The following is a 15837-nucleotide window of genomic DNA, read 5'->3' on the forward strand; positions in this document are numbered from 1 at the left end:
GTACGTGACGACTCTCGTCGTTCGAGTACATATAAAGACCGGCCGAACATCTTCCCGTCCCCTCCTGGCAGCCGAGAATCCTGCGACCCCGTATATGGCGGGTCTTCTTACCCCACGGTGTAATGACTCACCCAATCGGTGCTCCCGGAGACGGACTGTCGCGGCGTGACTTTGTCAAGGCAACAGGTACCGCGGGTATCGTGGGCGCCGCGGGCTGTGCGGCTGCGCCGAAGGCTGGCGACGGCGAGGGGACTCAACAACAGCAAAACGACCTCCCGACGACCAGCCCGCCGGAAGTCGTCAACGTCGACGAGCAAGGAAACGAGCTGACTATCAGCTCCGTCGCCGCTCGCCACGACGTACACCCCGAGGAGACGATGGGCGGACCGGTCGAGCTCCCCCACGTGTGGGCGTTCAAAGCCGACGACGGCGAGCCAAGCGTCCCCGGCCCGATTATCCGGACGACGGAAGGCGAAGACATGGAGATTACGCTCGACAACACCGGCCACAGCATGCCCCACACCCTGCACTTCCACGGGGTGACCAAGACGTGGGAGAACGACGGCGTCCCCACGACGACGGGAATCACGGTCGGACCCGGGGAGAAACACACCTACGAGATTCCGGCCAACGTTCCCGGGACCCACCTCTATCACTGCCATTACCAGACCCACCGCCACATCGAGATGGGGATGTACGGCATTCTCCGCGTCGACCCGAAAGACTACGAACCGGCCGACAAGGAGTACTTCATGACTATTCGGGACTGGGACTCGGGGCTCTCCCGGCAGTTCGCCGGTGAAGACGCCAGCTACGACCCGCGGAACCGCAACCCCGACATCTTCACCGTCAACGGCAAGTCCGCACCCCGGACACTCCACCCGGAGAAGGGCTCGCCCATCATCGTTTCGGAGGGCGACACGGTCCGGCTTCACTTCGTCAACGCCGGCTACAACAGCCACCCGATGCACCTCCACAACCACCGCTTCCGGACCGTCGAGAAAGACGGCGGCCAGGTGCCCGAGGCGGCCCAGCACGAGGAAGACGTCGTCAACATCGCGCCCGCCCAGCGTCGGACCATCGAGTTCGACGCCACCGTCGACCCCGGCATCTACCTCATGCACTGTCACAAGGTCAACCACGTCATGAACGGCAACACCTACCCCGGTGGGATGCTCGGCGGCATCGTCTACGAGAGCGTCATGGACACGGACATCTTCGCGGACCTGATGAGCTACGCCGGCTACGAGGCGTAGTCGACGGCCGAAGACGAAACGCCTTATTCTGCTCCGTCTGCTACGGACTCTATGAACATCTTGCGGGTCGTGTGGGGCAGCGCCACCGGCCCGACGGCTATGGCCGCCTACGACGCCGCCCTGGCCGACGCGAACATCCACAACTACAATCTCGTGACCGTCTCCTCGGTCATCCCCGCCGAGCCACCGCTGGAGGTCGTCGGCACGGCACCCGACCTGGGGCCGGTCGGCAACCGCCTCACCGTCGTCCAGAGCAAAGCGACGACGGCACCAGGTGAATCGGGCGCTGCCGCCGCCGGCATCGGATGGGCGCGCAGCGAGTCAGGGCGAGGCATCTTCTACGAGGCGACCGGCGAGGATACCGCCGAGGTTCGAGAGACTATCGAGCGCGGCCTCGATGCAGGGACGGAACTTCGTGACTGGACGTTCGTCGACGAGGACACGCTGGTTCGGGAGACACCGGCAAGCGCGGACGAACACACGGCACTGATTGTCTGTGCGGTCTACGGCGACAGTACGCCGATTTTGTAACTCACTCGACTCTGCACGTTTATAAACTGCCCTCAGAATGGAGAAAGAGGTGGTCGATGTCTTTCATCAGTCCATCGAGATCGCGGTCTGGTTGATCGCGCACCCACGAAAACATGTTGTAGATCGTCTCCTTGAGACCGTGTTCGAGTTGTGATCGGAGCGACGAGGCTTTCGAGACAAGTCGCTCCGAGGCGCTCGGTTCCGGACCAAGCCGAAGAAGGCTGTAGGCCAGCATCTGAAGGTGCCAGTGACGACTGGCACCGTCAGAATCACGAACCTCGCAGTCTCCTAAGCCAAGATCCTCTTTCGAGTCCTCGAAGAATGTCTCTACTCGCCATCTGTACGAATAACTCCGAATAATGTGTGCCGAAGGCGCGTCAATCTTGTTTGTTGCGAGGTACTTGACCGGATTCTCGTCGTCCTCATCGGTAACCTTCTCTGTGATTACCAGCCGAACCTCACCTAATTTCGAGATAGGGACTGTCTTAGTCCAGATTTTGTACGTTTCACCGTCAACTTCTCGCTCTTCCTTGTCGATGCACTCTTCGAGCGCATCGACGGTCTCTCTTTGTTCGCGTAGGTAACCTGTCGGTTGCCCCGTAGTGGTCCAATCCAGTCCTTGCCGTGTGATTCGACGTGTTCGATCAGACCGGAGTCATGAGCAAACCATGCATCGAAGAGGTAGGTGTCCGCAGGCACACCTACCTCTTCTTCTAATTCCGTGATTATCTCTCGTGCGAGGTCGTATTTTGTCTCCTGTTCGTCTTCCTCGTCCTCGTCGTCGGCCTTCTCGTACTGGCGAAAAGCAAGTGGATAGGACGTTTTCTCATCGGTATAGAACGCGTAGACGAGGTTCTGTCCCCAAACAGGCTCACCCTCAGAGTGATCGTAGAACTCTCCAGCACCGGGAAGAGACTTCCCGGTTCGCTGGATAACTGAATCGTCAATAACGATGTAGCCGTCTTGTGACCAGCGTGTCTCTCCGTGTTTTTGCAGTTCCTCTAACCGCTCGTGATTGAGCTGATCCTCATCCCAATCGTATTCAGTGATGAACTTGTTGAGTGCTCGGTCACTTCCGGCGGGAAGGACCTCTCGTGCAATTCCGGTTACAGTCTTGCTGCGGCCCGCAGCAAGACCTGTCACGTACGTTTTGGCGTGAGTCGTTTGATGATATGATAGCGAGTCGAATTCATCCAGCACGTCGGTGCACGAGAGGAAATCCGTAATCGGCAGCATCAGGTTTCAATGCTGCCTACACCACGCCCCTACTTAAACGTGCAGAGCCGAGTAACTCAGCCGTCGACGGCCGTGTCGGTGACCGTCCCGTCGACAGTCACCGACCCGAAATCGAGGACAACGGTATCGCCGGTCTGGACTGGTCGACCGTGAAACCAGAGGGTACCGTCATTGGTCTGTCGTGCCCCGACAGAGACAGTGAGTGTCACGTCCTCGTTGACAGGGTGGTCACGGGCGTAGATGTTCCCACTCTCGGTTCGGAGAATTTCGGTCGCAGGTTCGCGCGTCACGTCGGTAATGGTGGCGTCTGCCCCACGGTGCTGTTCGGCCATTCCGGCGGTGACGGCGTCGGCCAGCGCTGGCCGAACATCTTCCCACTCAACCTGGAGGGTCGCATCGACCGGAGTACCGTACCGTGAGTTAGTTTGGCTCACGATGGTCCCATTGAATTGGTAGGAAGAATTCTCAAACGGAATAGTAGAACCAATTCGAACCGGATTTTCGAGGAACTGTCGTTGACCATCTATGACCGATGTCCTGAGCGTAAGCGTCGTCACAAGTCGCTGTTTAGACGACTCAGCGACGGGATACACAGCTACCGAATCAATTTCGGCGACCGTCCGTTGACCAACATTGTACTGATCCACCCTCATTTACGTGTCCAGAGACTGGCTCAGAGACAGTTGTCACAACCTGTACCGTCACCTTCTCCGACGAGGGTTCTACCTGGTTCAACTGGTCGCCCGCGCCAGTAACGAGCGCAACTCCAGCTACCAGAACCGCCAAAACAAACAGAAGAACCAGAGCATCGACAACGTTGACGTATCCGAGGAGGCGTCCCTCTGAATCGATTATCTGCATGTGATACTGGAAATGGTAGTAAGCCGGCATTGTAAGTGTCGGTGACAGACGCAGTCAGCTCACAGTGTGCCGGCCGTTCATCCCACCGGGCAATATCGTGAGAGCCGGCGAGTTTTTAAGTCCGCCACCCGTATCGATGAGTCACTCCGCATGTATGGAAACACGCCGTTCGGCGACGAACCGGCCGTCGAACTCACTGCAGACCAGCGGAAGGCGCTCCGACAGGACCTCTCCAGTGTCGCCGCCCGGACCCGCGAACTGCTCCCCAGCGAGTTCGTCGTCGGCTCGGAGATTACAGAGGGCAACAACGGCCCGCGAGCGACCGTCGCCGTCCAGCCCCCGGTCGGCTCGGTCGTCTCCGCCGACTACGCACCCGAAGAAGACATCACTATCGAGGAGCCCGAACGCGAGGACCTCGCGATGGGACTCGCCGCGAGCGCGGCGCTCCAGATGAAACAGGCGATGCCCGACGACCCCTCCCCGACAGCCCAGTAAATTCTCACGCAGTTTCGTGTCTCCCCGGCGGACGATAGAACAACGCATAGCCCATCGTCCCCGTCGCCGGTACGCTCCCGGCACCGAGCGCGACTGACATTCCAACTGGCAAGAGCGCGCCAGCCATCCCAGCGACCACGAGTGGCAGTGCTATCGCTGCCAGCAACAGGTCGTGTCTCGTCACTGAGTCGCCGGGAAGCATCGTATCAGGCCGTTGCGTCGCGACCTAATTAAATATTATTACTCGTGGTGTCGACGGAGTGCCGCGGCTCCCCAAAGTGGCTCGGCTCGTTCGAAAAGACGGCGGCTGTGGTCGGGTTATTTGCCCCAGAAGGGGTCCCGTTCGCGGTGTTTGTCGAGGTACATCGAGAGGACTTCCCGCTCGTCGGCGGTGATATCCTCGGTGAGTTCCTGTTCGAGAATCTTTGCGTGTTTCTCGGGAATCTCCACCCACAGTTCGTCGCCCTCCTCGATTTGGCGGCCGACGGTCGGGCCGTCGATGGAGACGGCGACGCGCTCGCCGGTGCGTGCCTCGTCGACGTCTTCGCCCTCGTCTTGCACCGTCTTGAGCATCCCGACGCGTTCGGGTTCGGAGCCGTCGAATTTGACGATGCGTGAATTGCGCCGGAGGAGGCCGCCGCGGATTTCGACGCCGACGACGGCGGGGTCGGATTGGCGGAAGGTGTGGTCGTCGAGAATCTCGAAGCGGGCGGGTCTGGTGATGTTTTCTAGGACCTGCTCTTGTTGGGCCTGTTCGATGGATTCGACGTGTTCCTCGTACTCCTCGATGAGCCGGTAGATGACGTCGTTTTCGAACAGTTTGACCTCTTCTTGCTCGGCCAGGTTTCGCGCATCGCTGAGCACGTCGACGTTGAAGGCGAGAATCGCGCGGTGGGTCGACTCGTTTGCCGTCTCGGCGACGCGGATGTCCCGCGGTGCGACGTCGCCGACCTCCGCGCGCATGATTGGAATTTCTGCCTCCGCGAGGGTGCTGGCGAGCGCTTCGAGACTTCCGAGCGTATCGGCCTTGACGACGAGGCCTTCCTCCTCGGTCGTAACCTCGATTTCGGCCAGTTCCTGTTCGACTTCGGCGATAACTTCGTCTACGTCGCGGTCACGAACCACACGAATCGGTGCGCCGGCCATCGCGTCGTCTAGGTCCGGCGCTGCGATTTTCACACCGTCGGCCGCGGTGACTTCGGGGACGCTCTCGAACTCCTCGTCGGTCCGAATCTCCGAGAGCGGTTTCGGCTCCAAGAGGGCACGGACCTCGGTGACGATTGGTCTGGTCAGGCCACCGACGACAATCTGGTCGTCCTCGCGAATCGTCCCGTCGTAGATGACGGCGTCGAGTGTCGTCCCGAAGCCCTGCGTGTCCTTGACCTCCAGGACTGTGCCCGCGCCGGGGCCGTCGACGTCGACGGCCATCTCCTCTTTCATGTAGCGCTGGGACAGGCCCATCAGCACCGTCAGCAGGTCCGGAATGCCCTCGCCAGTTTCGGCGGAGACGGGAACGACGCCGATGTTGCTCTGGAAGTTCTGGACGCGCCAGTACATGTCCGCCGAGAAGCCCGAATCCGAGAGCTGGCCGATAATCTCGTAGAGGTTCTCGTTTAGGTCCGTCTCGACGCGGTCCGATTGGGCCTCGATAGCGACTTTCGAGGGACGGTCCTTCTCGGGGTTCCACCCCGGCGTCGTGTCGATTTTGTTCGCAGCGACGATGAAGGGCGTCGCCGTGCGCTTGAGAATGTCGATTGCCTCGTGGGTCTGTGGCTGGAAACCGTCGTTGACGTCGACGACAAGGACGGCGATGTCCGCGAGCGCACCCCCGCGCGAGCGGAGCGTCGAAAACGAGTGGTGGCCCGGCGTGTCGATAAAGAGCAGGCCGGGGAGGTCGAAGTCGTCGGGGTCGACGAGGTCCCCAGCAACGTCCGAGATAACCGAGAGTGGGACGGCCGTCGAGCCGATGTGCTGGGTAATCGCGCCAGCCTCACCCTCGCTGACTGCGGAGCCGCGAATCTGGTCGAGGAGGCTGGTCTTGCCGTGATCGACGTGACCGAGGACGGCGACGATGGGGGTGCGCAACGTCGCCGCCTCTGTCGTGTCGGTTTGTTTCTCTTCAGACATCCCGTCTCACCCTAAAATGCTTGGTTGAACCCAGCCTCCCTCGGCAGTTAAGTACATCGTCTTTCGGGCGACGCGCAAACGCCCCCGTCAACCGCTGTCACTCGGTGACGGTAAACGACCCTGTCATCCCTGCCCCACGGTGTGGATTGCAGTAGTAGGTGTACTCGCCCGCCACCTCGAACGTATAGCGGTACGTGTACCCCTCGTCGAAGAGTCGGTCGGGCGAACCGGGCGAGCCGGTCCAGTCGGCGTCGGACGGCATCGCCTCCGGCGTCACGTTGTGGTTGCTGCTGTCCCAGACCCACTCGACGGTGTCCCCAGCGCGAATGGTAAACGAATCCGGTGCAAACGAGAGTCTTCCGTCTGCACCGACTTCGACAGTCTGTGCGGCGGGGATCGGCGTCGGTGTTGGCTCGGGAGTCGGTTCCGGCGTCGCAGTCGGCGTCTCGGTCGGCGTTGCAGCCGGTGTGGCAGTGGACGCTGGTGTCGAGGATTCGGCTGGCGTGTCCGGCCCCGGCGTCGTCTCTGCCGGCGTCGCGTCGGCACTCTCACCACAGCCGGCGACAGCAGTAGTGAGGCCAACCGCGAGCGACTGGAGGAGTCTGCGACGGTGCATACCCACAGGAGGAGCGGAGCGCAGTTAGTCGCTGGGGTTAGCCGCGTCAGACAGCCCGTGGCGTTTATGTTGCCCCACTCAGAAGAACGAGGCATGGCAGAGATACTCGCGGAGAACCTCTCCGGCAAGGCCGTGATGGGCACTGACGGAGCGGAACTCGGCATGCTGTACAATATCACGATGGACCTCGACTCGGGGCGGCTGGACAACCTCGTCATCACGCCGAACGACGACCGGGGCGTCCAGACGGACTTCAACACAGACCAGGCCGGCCGCCTGCTCGTCCCCGTCGGACGAGTGCAGGCTGTGAAAGACCACATGATTATCGAACGCTAACTTCGGATGTATATTCTCGACTCCTCAGCTTTTATCAACGAGTATCACACCGACGAGCGCATCGCGACGATTCCGCTCGTTCGAGAGGAACTGGAAGACGAGAGTGCCTACCGCTTCGACGCCATGGAGGGGTCGGGGATGTACCTCCACATCCCCGACGAGGAAACCGTCGAGCGCATCGAACGGGCCGCCCGCGAGACGGGTGATTTCGACGAGCTCTCCCGGACGGACATCCGGCTTGTCGCCGCCGCGTTCGAACTCGACGGTCGGCTGGTGACCGACGACTACGCGATGCAAAACGTCGCCGAAAAACTGGAGGTGCCGGTCGAAGTCATCAACCAGGACGGCATCACCGAACAGCGCGAGTGGATTTTCCAGTGCCAGGGCTGTGGCCGCGAGTTCGAGGAGAGCCACGACCGCTGTCCCATCTGCGGAAGCGAACTCTCCCGAAAGAACCCCGCCTAGACCGGAGCTTGCTCGTCGACTTCGGCCAACCCGAGGTCGATGAGCTGGCGGAGCACCTCCTCCTCGGTGAGGTCGAACTCCCGTGCCAGCGTCTCCACGTCACGGGCCAGGTCGTCGTCACAGACGACCGTAAACCGGGTTGCCATACCGTGAGATTGCGACGCATGCACACATAAAAACACGTCAGACAACCGTCGGACGGCGGTAGCCGCCCCAGAAACGGGTCGGCCGTCACCCGGTCGGGACCATGCCGGTGACGCGGGCGTACATCGCGAGGAAGGTCAGGGCGTTGTAGGTGCCGTGGATGAGGATAGGGACCACGAGGTTCTCCGACCGAGCGTAGGAGTAGCCAAGCACCAGCGAGAGAACGAAGACCACAGACAGCGAGACGAGCATCTGGAGCGGGTCCGGACTGGCGTACTGGCCGAAGTGAATCGCCGCGAAGATGGCGCTGGCGGCGACGACAGCACCGACTTTGCCGAGAGTGTCATAGAGGTACTTCTGGACGAGTCCCCGATAGAGCAGTTCCTCGCTGGGTGCAATCGCGAGAAACGAAAGCGGAGCGAGTACGAGCAGGAACTCGGGGTTGTCGGACTGGCGGGCCTGCTGTTCGACGCCGCTCTCGACGGCGGGAAGCCCCAGTTCCGAGATGAGCGCCGTCAGGACGTTCAGCGCCAGGATGAGCACGAGGAGGCCAGCGACGACCAGCCCGAGGCCGCGAAGCGACGGCACGGAGAGGTCAATCCACGAGCGGTCCGCACCGAGCCACCGTAGCGTGGCGGCGACGAAGACAAAGGTTGCGAGGGCGACGGCGACGGTCAACAGCGGGTAGGTCACGCTCGTCGCCGTCGTATCGAGCGCGATGAGGAAGGGGACGACGAGGATGTTCCCGCCGACGATGCTGACGAAAAATCCCAGGCCGCCGACGGCCGTCATCAGCGAAATCGCCTTCGTGACCGAGAACACCCGGCGGTCCGGGAGCGACAGTGCCATCGCTGCACCCATCCCGACGACGGATATCGCACCGGCGGTGGCCAGCGGGAGTCCCGCCGGTTGTCGCCAGACGTTCAGTTCGCCAAAGAGCGTGAGCAAGTCGGCACTGGCGACGACCAGTCCTGCGGCGACGACGAGCGCGCCGACCGCCCGTTCTGGGATGTCGACACGGCGCGCGAGCACGAACGCGAGCAGGGCACCGACAGCGGCCACCCGACCCAGCGTCGCCAGCGGAAGCGACTGGACCGTCGTATCGGTCCCGGTTCCAGGAACGAACAGGACGGCGAGCGTCAGCCCCGCCGCGACCGTCCCGATAGTCGGCGCAATCGGTCGGAGGGGGTCGGCCGGTCGCGCCGGACCGCGCTCGAGGCCAGCGGAGTCATCTGCCATTGCCAAGGATAGTGGCGGCAGAAACTAAAGTCACACCGTTCGGCACGTCACGGCGGCGGGATTACTCGACGACGAGGCGTTCTTTCTCGGCGACGGCGTCGGCCTCCGGGAACTCCCCGTCGGCCCCGAGCAGTCCGCGCGCGGCGTTTTTCCCCCACTCGACGGCGGGCTGGGTGAACGTCTCGACGCCGTAGAGTTCGCCCGCGAGGATGCAGGCGGCCTCCATCGCGTAGAGCAGTTCGCCGATGCCGTGGGCGTCGAGTCGGTCGAGTTCGATGCGAACGTTGGGTCGGCCGGCCGCGGCCAGGCTGGCTTCCGTCGCCTCGAACTCCGCGTCGAGCAACTCGCCAAGGCCCGTACCGCCGAGGTAGGCGAGGTCGTCGACGTCTGTTTCGGGAATCTCACGGTCGGTGCGTTCGCTCGCGCGGACGAGCGTGACCATCTTGTCACGCGGGCCGGCGCGGTAGAGTTGTAACTGAGAGTGTTGGTCGGTCGCACCGAGCGCGCGGGCTGGGGTCTGTCCGAGACCATCCTTGCCGAGGCTCTCGGCCCACAGCTGTGCGAACCACTCCGCGAAGGGTTCGAGTCGCTCGGCGTAGGGCATCACGGCGTTGACCGACGCCCCCCGCTGGTCGAGTGCGTACGCGAGCGCGCCGTAGGCGTACGCGGGACAGTCGTACAGCGAATCGGAGAGTGAGTCCATCGCCGCCTGCCCACCGGCCAGCACCGCCTCGATGTCGTGGCCCTGAATCGCCGCCGGGACCAGTCCGACCGCAGACAGCGCCGAAAAGCGGCCCGGAACGCCGTCGGGCACCTCCAGCGCGGGCAGGTCGTGTTCCTCGGCGAGTGCGCGGAGCGGTCCCGACTCGCCGGTCGTCACGACGGTCCGGTCGGTCCAGTCGACGCCAGCCTGGTCCATCCCGTCCCGAACCACGAGGAAATTCGAGAGCGTCTCCGCCGTCGTGCCCGAACGAGAGACGACGTTGACCGCCGTCGATTCGAGCGGGAGGTCGTCGATGACTTCGGTGACTGCCTCGGGGTCGACGTTGTCCAGCACGCGGTGGGTGGTGTCGCTGGGGCCGAGTGCGGTCGAAACCGTCGCCGCGCCGAGTGCGCTGCCGCCGATGCCGACGGTGAGAACGGCATCGCTGTCAGCGAGTGGTTCGACCGCCGATTCGATGGCAGCGGCGTCGGTCCGCTCGGGGAGGTTCAGCGAAGCGTAGCCGAAGTCGTCGTCGGCCATGCCGCTGGCGATGCGGTCGTGAGCGCTGGCGACCCGGTCGTCGAGTGCGTCGAGGGCGTCCGCGCCGACGCCGGGGTCGGTTACCGACGCGAGCGCGTTTCCGATATCTACGTGCATGGATGGGTGCTCGCCACCGGCCGCAATAGGTGTCACGACTCCCGGAGCAGGCACTACCGGTCGTCAGACTGTCCAGGGCCGGACCGCGCCGCTTTTCCTCTCGCCGACTAACCGTCGAACAATGAGCGACGGCGAGGCAGGTGCCAGCCCGACGGAGACAGCAGCCACGGACGGGACCGAGGACAGCGACGAGTACGGCGGCATCTTCGGGACGTTCCCCTACGCTTACCGGCACAGCGAGTCACGCCTCCTGCGCAGTTACGTCGTCATCGGCGGCCTGCTGGCGGGACTGGTCGCGCTCGTGTTCGTCTTCGCGTCTATCACGACGATTGCCAGTACGCTCGGTGCCGGCGGCGGGACGTTCACCTTCGCGCGCTCCTTTGTCGTCGTAGTCGGCGCACTGGTGGTCGTCCCCCTCGTCGGGCCAGTCGTCTTCGTCGCCCGTCGACACCGCCGCACGGAGTCGACGCTGGCCTACGACCGCGCGCTCGCGGCAGGTGGCTACCTCTTTGCGTTCTCGCTGTATCTCACGCTTGTCATCAGTGCGCCACCGGAACTCCGGGACGACCCCAGCGGCGCGCTCGCACCCGTCGTGGAACTGCTCTACGACCTGCCGGCCGTCGCCGGCGCAGTCCCACCACTGCTCGCGCTCGGTGTCGGCTATCTGCTCCATCGCCGCTATCGATAGCAGACCCGTCAGCGGACACCGCCAGCCGAAACCCACAAACCCGGACCCGGCGTACCACGGGCTATGACTGACGGCCCGAAACAGGGAACCTTTCTCGTGACCAGCGCCGACACGTCCTCGGCGGTCCTCCGCGACGTCGCCGACGGGCAGGTCCTCACGCTCTCGACGAACCCCGACGTGAGCGAGGGAGAGATTCTGGAAGCGACGGTCGCACCGGAGCCGCCGATGGAGGTGACCTGGACTGTCGAGGAAGTCGTCTCACAGCGAGCGATTCCGGTAGAGGAGAGTTCCGAACCGCCGACCAAGCAAGCCCGCGAAATCGCGAGCGAGCAGCCAGTCGGCGAGATAACCAGACAAGAACGGGCCGGCGAGGGAGAACTGCACGTCATCACCGTGCCGGAAGCACAAACGGACCAAGCCGTCGCCGACGTACTGGACGACGAGACGACGCTGACGCAGGCGGCGACACTCGGGGTGGCCCGCGTCGAAATCCGGGCCGCAGACGGCGTCGTCAGCGTCCGATACTTGCCGGACTGAGTGATTCCAGGCAGCAGAATTCTTTTGTAACGATGTGGCGTTTGTTCGGATATGGACGCGAGAGATGGTGACTCACTGGCGTTCGCTGCCATAGAGGAGTCACTTTGCCGCGACCCGGACATCGAATTTGCAGTGATGTTCGGGTCACAGACGACGGACAGGGTGCGGTCGTCGTCTGATCTGGACATCGCAGTCAAATTCTGCGAAGCTCTCTCGTCACACGAGCGGTTTCGGAAACGGTGTTTCCTCGCGGGCGACCTTCAGCAGGCAGACGCACCGTTTGTCGACATCTCCGACATCGAAGCGTTGCCACTCGATGTTGCCCACGATGCCGTCACCGACGAGTTCCTCTGTGGTGACGAGCAGGCGTTCCACGAGTACAAAACCAGTATCGAAACGGAGTTCGAAGAGCGACGAGACGACATTCGTCGGCGACAGCGTGATGTCATCGACCGCATCGCAGAGGACGGACTACATGGTTGACAGCCGGGTCGTTGCGACAAAGCTCGAGCAAATCGAACAGTACTACAGCGAGTAACAGCCAAGCAGCGGTCGCTTGCCCGCGAAGAATTCCTGAACGACACGACCGAGCAACGGGCTGTCGAGCGGATGTTCGAGAACGCGATTCAGGCTTGCACTGACCTCGCTCAACACATCGCGACACGGGAGTTCAATTATGACGGCGGCGGGTCGAAAGGAGCGGTTCGTGTACTTCAGGAGCAGGATGTAATCGACGAAGAGACAATGCAGACACTGGTTGCTGCTGTCGGCTTTCGCAACGTTCTAGCTCACGAGTACGGCAGAGTCGACTACGGGGAGGTCTACGAAATGTTGCAGACAGAACTGACAGTATACGATAGGTTTAGCCGCCAGGTTGCTCAGTGGGTCCGTGACCAGGGCTGAGTCCGACGAACGGCGGCAAACACCGCTTGCGAGCCGCCTCCCTGCCAACCGTCAAAGGGAAGGCTTATTCCGGCCGCTCTCACACCACCGCGCATGGACTTCGAGGTATCGGACATCGATTACGAGCAGTACTCGAATCGCCAGCTTGCGCTGGTCCCCCTGGCGATACTCGGCGTTGCGCTGCTCGTTATCGCCGTCTGGTACGTTATGTTTGGCGTGCCGGTCGACCTCGGAATCGCCTTCACCGGCGGCACCGAGGTTCGTTTTACTGCGGACGATGGGCTCTCTGAGGTCAGAGAGACGCTCGGCGAGACGGAGTACGACTCTATCCAATCGACTGCCGGCGGTGGCACGTTTATTCTCACCACCCAGGCAGAAGACACCACGACCATCGAGACGGCCGCCGAGGAGGCAGGATACGAGATAGAGCAGGTCCAACAGCGGTCGGCGACCTTCGGGACCAACTCCCAGCAGCAAGCGCTGCTCGGGCTGGTCGTCGCCTTCGTCGGGATGAGCACACTCGTGTTCGTGCTCTTCCGGACGTTCATTCCCTCGATTGCCGTCGTCGTCTCCGCGTTCTCGGACATCGTGATTCCGCTCGCGCTGATGAACGTTCTCGACATCCCGCTGACGCTCGGGGCTGTGGCTGCACTGCTGATGCTCGTCGGTTACTCGGTGGACTCCGACATCCTGTTGAACAACCACATCCTCCGGCGTCGGGGCGGCTTTTACGAGAGTGCCTACCGGGCGATGCGGACCGGGATAACGATGACACTCACGTCTATCGCCGCGATGGTCGTGATGACTATCGTGGCGACCTTCTTCGAGATTCCGCTGCTTCCCGAAATCGGATTGATTCTGGTCTTCGGACTGACCGCCGACCTGATGAACACCTACATGTTGAACATGAGCTTGCTTCGCTACTACAAGTACGAGGGGGTCGCGAAATGATGGGAGGTGACTGGTGATGGGGATTCGTGAAAACTGGCGCATCGTCGCGCTGGTCGTGCTCCTCGTGTTGAGTGGCATCTCCCTGTTTGCGCCCACGGGCACCGCCGGTGGGACGGACAACGTGACCCAAGTCGATGCAAACGAGACGCAACTCTCGGCCGATGGCGGGATAACGAATCTGCAGTACGGCCTCGAACTCTCCGGTGGGACGCGCCTCCGCACACAGCTGGTCGGTCTGACCGCAGAGAACGCCGGTGTCGCAAACCAAGACACTGACGTGCGTGCGATTCGCCAGACCGTCTCCGGCGAACTCGGTGTCGACGCCATCGACGTGAACGTCCGCCCAGAGTCGAACACCGTCGAAGTGTTCGACGCGAACGTCACGAAGGAGGAGTTTGCGGCCGCACTCGGCGAAGCCGGACTCGACGTCTCGACAGACCAGATTCGTGACGGCGTGACGAGTGCGACCTTCGAGACCGCGGAGAACGTCCTCGACAAACGAATCAATAAAGGAGGACTGACCGGCGGCGACGCGTCGACCGTTCAGGCCGCGACCGGCGAAGATTTCCTCGTCATCGAGGTCCCCGGTGCCACCCGGTCGGAAGTGAAAGAACTCATCGGTGAGCCGGGTCGGGTCGAGATCGTCGCTGGCTACCCGGTCCAGACCGAGAACGGCACCGAGTACAGAAACGAGACGGTCGTCAGGCAGGACGGTATCACTCGCATCACACCGGTCCGCAGTCCCGACGGCGGCCGCCCGTATGTCGGTATCACGCTGACCGATTCGACGGCCGAGACCTACCGGCAGGTGTTGATAGACAAGGGGTTCACCAACGAGGGAGTCGGGCGATGCCGATGGCAACAAGAGCCCGAGAACCCGGGATATTGTCTTTACACCGTCGTCGACGGCGAGCGCAGGTCCGCAGCGACGATGACACAGGACCTGGCGACGACGCTCAAAGACGAAGATGCGTTCATCAACAACCCCTCGTTCCGTATCACGACAAACAACCTCTCGGATGCACAGGAGATCAAACTCAACCTCGAATCCGGGGCACTACCGACGGAACTGGACATCCAGTCCGAGATGTACCTGGCGCCGAGTCTGGCACAGGAATTCAAGCCACTCGCGCTCGTCACGGGCCTCGTCGCCTGGCTGGTCGTCAGCGGCGTCATCTTCTACCGCTACCGCGAGGCACGCGTCGCAGTCCCGATGTTGCTGACCGCCGGCGCTGAGGTGTTCATCCTGCTTGGCTTTGCCTCGGCGGTCGGGTTAGCCCTGAATCTCTCACACATCGCTGGACTCATCGCCGTGATTGGGACGGGGGTGGACGACCTCGTCATCATCGCCGACGAGATATTACAACGCGGAACGGTGGCGACCGGGCGGGTGTTCGAGAGTCGCTTCCGCAAGGCCTTCTGGGTCATCGGCGCGGCCGCGGCGACGACCATCATCGCGATGAGTCCGCTCGCGGTCCTCTCGCTGGGGGAACTCCAGGGCTTTGCCATCGTCACCATCGTCGGTGTCCTCATCGGTGTGCTCGTCACCCGGCCCGCCTACGGTGACGTGCTCCGGAACCTCCTGCTGGAAGAAGAAGAGTAGCCGACCACGCGGTTTGTAGCGCTTTTGAGTGCGTAAATAGCAGAGCGGTGCCAGAGGAAAGACACCCGTTCTCACGTCTCGGGAAGACTGGGGATTGTTAAAAAGTCACCTGAAGAACATTTACACATGGACCAAGACTTGGAAGACATCACCGGCATCGTCGTGCTTGCGCTTCTTGGCGTGGCCGTCGTCCTGGTCGCGGCTGGAATCGAGACAGTGGCAGGTTTCGACGTACTCGCGGCAGGGGAGTCTGCCGTCGGCTACCTCGCTGCCGGAAACTTTACTGTCGGCATCCTCTCTGCCGGCATCTTCTCCGTGGGCGTGTTCTCTGCGGGGATTTTCTCCGTTGGCATCTTCGCTATCGGTATCTTTTCGATTGGTATCTTCTCCTTTGGTATCTATGCAGCGGGCTTTTACGCGGCACAAAAACACCTCAAAGAGACCGAATAGCGCCCCACCGGCTCTGGTCTCTCACTCGATAACAGAGAA

Annotated in this window: 20 protein-coding genes and 1 pseudogene; 12 read left to right on the top strand and 9 right to left on the bottom strand. The window is 62.2% G+C overall.

Annotated elements, in window-relative coordinates; translation table 11 throughout:
* The first annotated feature begins 122 nt into the window (after positions 1-122).
* Both QYL91_RS00970 and QYL91_RS00975 read left to right on the top strand, forming a co-directional pair.
* Positions 123-1256 (top strand): multicopper oxidase domain-containing protein, encoded by a 1134-nt coding sequence (locus tag QYL91_RS00970; RefSeq protein WP_302081521.1) that lies wholly within the window; start codon positions 123-125, stop codon positions 1254-1256.
* 51 nt (positions 1257-1307) lie between these two features.
* The gene (locus QYL91_RS00975) at positions 1308-1787 is read left to right on the top strand and encodes a pyruvoyl-dependent arginine decarboxylase (protein WP_302081522.1); all 480 of its coding nucleotides are present in this window, start codon (positions 1308-1310) and stop codon (positions 1785-1787) included.
* A gap of 19 nt (positions 1788-1806) precedes the next feature.
* On the opposite strand, the pseudogene QYL91_RS18280 reads toward QYL91_RS00975, so the two are convergent.
* The 3 genes and pseudogenes from QYL91_RS18280 to QYL91_RS18160 all read right to left on the bottom strand — a co-directional run bounded on the left by QYL91_RS18280 (position 1807) and on the right by QYL91_RS18160 (position 3914).
* Positions 1807-3023: pseudogene (locus QYL91_RS18280) on the bottom strand (IS701 family transposase).
* A gap of 56 nt (positions 3024-3079) precedes the next feature.
* Positions 3080-3457, bottom strand: coding sequence for a DUF4330 family protein (locus QYL91_RS00995; RefSeq protein WP_302081525.1), 378 nt, complete (start codon positions 3455-3457; stop codon positions 3080-3082).
* Between the two features lie 169 nt (positions 3458-3626).
* Complete coding sequence (locus tag QYL91_RS18160; protein ID WP_369685606.1) at positions 3627-3914, bottom strand: DUF4330 family protein; 288 nt, start codon at positions 3912-3914, stop codon at positions 3627-3629.
* 120 nt (positions 3915-4034) lie between these two features.
* On the opposite strand from QYL91_RS18160, the gene QYL91_RS01000 reads away from it, so the two are divergent.
* On the top strand, positions 4035-4379 hold the full coding sequence (locus tag QYL91_RS01000) for a DUF5811 family protein (protein WP_302081526.1): 345 nt from the start codon (positions 4035-4037) through the stop codon (positions 4377-4379).
* Positions 4380-4383: 4 nt separating this feature from the next.
* On the opposite strand, the gene QYL91_RS01005 is transcribed toward QYL91_RS01000, so the two are convergent.
* The 3 genes from QYL91_RS01005 to QYL91_RS01015 all read right to left on the bottom strand — a co-directional run bounded on the left by QYL91_RS01005 (position 4384) and on the right by QYL91_RS01015 (position 7122).
* Positions 4384-4581, bottom strand: a complete 198-nt coding sequence (locus tag QYL91_RS01005; protein WP_302081527.1) for a DUF8015 family protein — start codon at positions 4579-4581, stop codon at positions 4384-4386.
* Between the two features lie 116 nt (positions 4582-4697).
* Positions 4698-6506, bottom strand: a complete 1809-nt coding sequence (infB, locus tag QYL91_RS01010) for a translation initiation factor IF-2 (protein ID WP_302081528.1) — start codon at positions 6504-6506, stop codon at positions 4698-4700.
* A 97-nt stretch (positions 6507-6603) separates the two neighbouring features.
* Positions 6604-7122: a plastocyanin/azurin family copper-binding protein gene (locus QYL91_RS01015; protein WP_302081529.1), complete on the bottom strand. Its 519-nt coding sequence runs from the start codon at positions 7120-7122 to the stop codon at positions 6604-6606.
* A gap of 93 nt (positions 7123-7215) precedes the next feature.
* Here QYL91_RS01015 and QYL91_RS01020 point away from each other — a divergent pair, with 93 nt between their 5' ends.
* Both QYL91_RS01020 and QYL91_RS01025 read left to right on the top strand, forming a co-directional pair.
* Positions 7216-7458, top strand: a complete 243-nt coding sequence (locus QYL91_RS01020) for a PRC-barrel domain-containing protein (RefSeq protein ID WP_302081530.1) — start codon at positions 7216-7218, stop codon at positions 7456-7458.
* A gap of 6 nt (positions 7459-7464) precedes the next feature.
* The gene (locus QYL91_RS01025) at positions 7465-7923 is read left to right on the top strand and encodes an NOB1 family endonuclease (RefSeq protein ID WP_302081531.1); all 459 of its coding nucleotides are present in this window, start codon (positions 7465-7467) and stop codon (positions 7921-7923) included.
* Here the strand turns inward: QYL91_RS01025 and QYL91_RS01030 are convergent.
* The 3 genes from QYL91_RS01030 to QYL91_RS01040 all read right to left on the bottom strand — a co-directional run bounded on the left by QYL91_RS01030 (position 7920) and on the right by QYL91_RS01040 (position 10666).
* Positions 7920-8069, bottom strand: a complete 150-nt coding sequence (locus QYL91_RS01030) for a CopG family transcriptional regulator (RefSeq protein WP_302081532.1) — start codon at positions 8067-8069, stop codon at positions 7920-7922. The genes QYL91_RS01025 and QYL91_RS01030 overlap by 4 nt on opposite strands.
* An 85-nt stretch (positions 8070-8154) precedes the next feature.
* Positions 8155-9306 (bottom strand): CPBP family intramembrane glutamic endopeptidase, encoded by a 1152-nt coding sequence (locus QYL91_RS01035; RefSeq protein WP_302081533.1) that lies wholly within the window; start codon positions 9304-9306, stop codon positions 8155-8157.
* A gap of 61 nt (positions 9307-9367) precedes the next feature.
* Positions 9368-10666, bottom strand: a complete 1299-nt coding sequence (locus QYL91_RS01040; RefSeq protein ID WP_302081534.1) for a glucose-6-phosphate isomerase — start codon at positions 10664-10666, stop codon at positions 9368-9370.
* 121 nt (positions 10667-10787) lie between these two features.
* Between QYL91_RS01040 and QYL91_RS01045 the strand changes: the two genes are divergently transcribed.
* From QYL91_RS01045 to QYL91_RS01075, 7 genes are all read left to right on the top strand, one after another.
* Complete coding sequence (locus QYL91_RS01045; RefSeq protein WP_302081535.1) at positions 10788-11354, top strand: DUF8056 family protein; 567 nt, start codon at positions 10788-10790, stop codon at positions 11352-11354.
* Positions 11355-11417: 63 nt separating this feature from the next.
* Positions 11418-11891, top strand: a complete 474-nt coding sequence (locus QYL91_RS01050) for a DUF5812 family protein (RefSeq protein WP_302081536.1) — start codon at positions 11418-11420, stop codon at positions 11889-11891.
* Between the two features lie 51 nt (positions 11892-11942).
* On the top strand, positions 11943-12374 hold the full coding sequence (locus QYL91_RS01055) for a nucleotidyltransferase domain-containing protein (protein WP_302081537.1): 432 nt from the start codon (positions 11943-11945) through the stop codon (positions 12372-12374).
* A gap of 90 nt (positions 12375-12464) precedes the next feature.
* A complete protein-coding gene (gene hepT, locus QYL91_RS01060; protein WP_302082886.1) occupies positions 12465-12794 on the top strand; it encodes a type VII toxin-antitoxin system HepT family RNase toxin in 330 nt (109 codons plus the stop codon).
* Positions 12795-12887: 93 nt separating this feature from the next.
* Positions 12888-13745, top strand: coding sequence for a protein translocase subunit SecF (gene secF / locus QYL91_RS01065; protein WP_302081538.1), 858 nt, complete (start codon positions 12888-12890; stop codon positions 13743-13745).
* A 16-nt stretch (positions 13746-13761) separates the two neighbouring features.
* Positions 13762-15348 (top strand): preprotein translocase subunit SecD, encoded by a 1587-nt coding sequence (locus tag QYL91_RS01070; RefSeq protein WP_302081539.1) that lies wholly within the window; start codon positions 13762-13764, stop codon positions 15346-15348.
* A gap of 126 nt (positions 15349-15474) precedes the next feature.
* The gene (locus tag QYL91_RS01075; protein WP_302081540.1) at positions 15475-15798 is read left to right on the top strand and encodes a hypothetical protein; all 324 of its coding nucleotides are present in this window, start codon (positions 15475-15477) and stop codon (positions 15796-15798) included.
* The last annotated feature ends 39 nt before the right edge of the window (positions 15799-15837 follow it).

The organism is Salinibaculum rarum, from assembly GCF_030505615.1.
Taxonomy (GTDB): Archaea; Halobacteriota; Halobacteria; order Halobacteriales; family Haloarculaceae; genus Salinibaculum; species Salinibaculum rarum.

Bases quoted from the DNA above. Each gene is read 5' to 3' on its own strand.
- QYL91_RS00970 (WP_302081521.1), top strand. From the start codon at position 123: ATGACTCACCCAATCGGTGCTCCCGGAGACGGACTGTCGCGGCGTGAC.
- QYL91_RS00975 (WP_302081522.1), top strand. From the start codon at position 1,308: ATGAACATCTTGCGGGTCGTGTGGGGCAGCGCCACCGGCCCGACGGCT.
- QYL91_RS18160 (WP_369685606.1), bottom strand. From the start codon at position 3,914: ATGCCGGCTTACTACCATTTCCAGTATCACATGCAGATAATCGATTCA.
- QYL91_RS01000 (WP_302081526.1), top strand. From the start codon at position 4,035: ATGTATGGAAACACGCCGTTCGGCGACGAACCGGCCGTCGAACTCACT.
- QYL91_RS01005 (WP_302081527.1), bottom strand. From the start codon at position 4,581: ATGCTTCCCGGCGACTCAGTGACGAGACACGACCTGTTGCTGGCAGCG.
- infB (WP_302081528.1), bottom strand. From the start codon at position 6,506: ATGTCTGAAGAGAAACAAACCGACACGACAGAGGCGGCGACGTTGCGC.
- QYL91_RS01015 (WP_302081529.1), bottom strand. From the start codon at position 7,122: ATGCACCGTCGCAGACTCCTCCAGTCGCTCGCGGTTGGCCTCACTACT.
- QYL91_RS01020 (WP_302081530.1), top strand. From the start codon at position 7,216: ATGGCAGAGATACTCGCGGAGAACCTCTCCGGCAAGGCCGTGATGGGC.
- QYL91_RS01025 (WP_302081531.1), top strand. From the start codon at position 7,465: ATGTATATTCTCGACTCCTCAGCTTTTATCAACGAGTATCACACCGAC.
- QYL91_RS01030 (WP_302081532.1), bottom strand. From the start codon at position 8,069: ATGGCAACCCGGTTTACGGTCGTCTGTGACGACGACCTGGCCCGTGAC.
- QYL91_RS01035 (WP_302081533.1), bottom strand. From the start codon at position 9,306: ATGGCAGATGACTCCGCTGGCCTCGAGCGCGGTCCGGCGCGACCGGCC.
- QYL91_RS01040 (WP_302081534.1), bottom strand. From the start codon at position 10,666: ATGCACGTAGATATCGGAAACGCGCTCGCGTCGGTAACCGACCCCGGC.
- QYL91_RS01045 (WP_302081535.1), top strand. From the start codon at position 10,788: ATGAGCGACGGCGAGGCAGGTGCCAGCCCGACGGAGACAGCAGCCACG.
- QYL91_RS01050 (WP_302081536.1), top strand. From the start codon at position 11,418: ATGACTGACGGCCCGAAACAGGGAACCTTTCTCGTGACCAGCGCCGAC.
- QYL91_RS01055 (WP_302081537.1), top strand. From the start codon at position 11,943: ATGGACGCGAGAGATGGTGACTCACTGGCGTTCGCTGCCATAGAGGAG.
- secF (WP_302081538.1), top strand. From the start codon at position 12,888: ATGGACTTCGAGGTATCGGACATCGATTACGAGCAGTACTCGAATCGC.
- QYL91_RS01070 (WP_302081539.1), top strand. From the start codon at position 13,762: ATGGGGATTCGTGAAAACTGGCGCATCGTCGCGCTGGTCGTGCTCCTC.
- QYL91_RS01075 (WP_302081540.1), top strand. From the start codon at position 15,475: ATGGACCAAGACTTGGAAGACATCACCGGCATCGTCGTGCTTGCGCTT.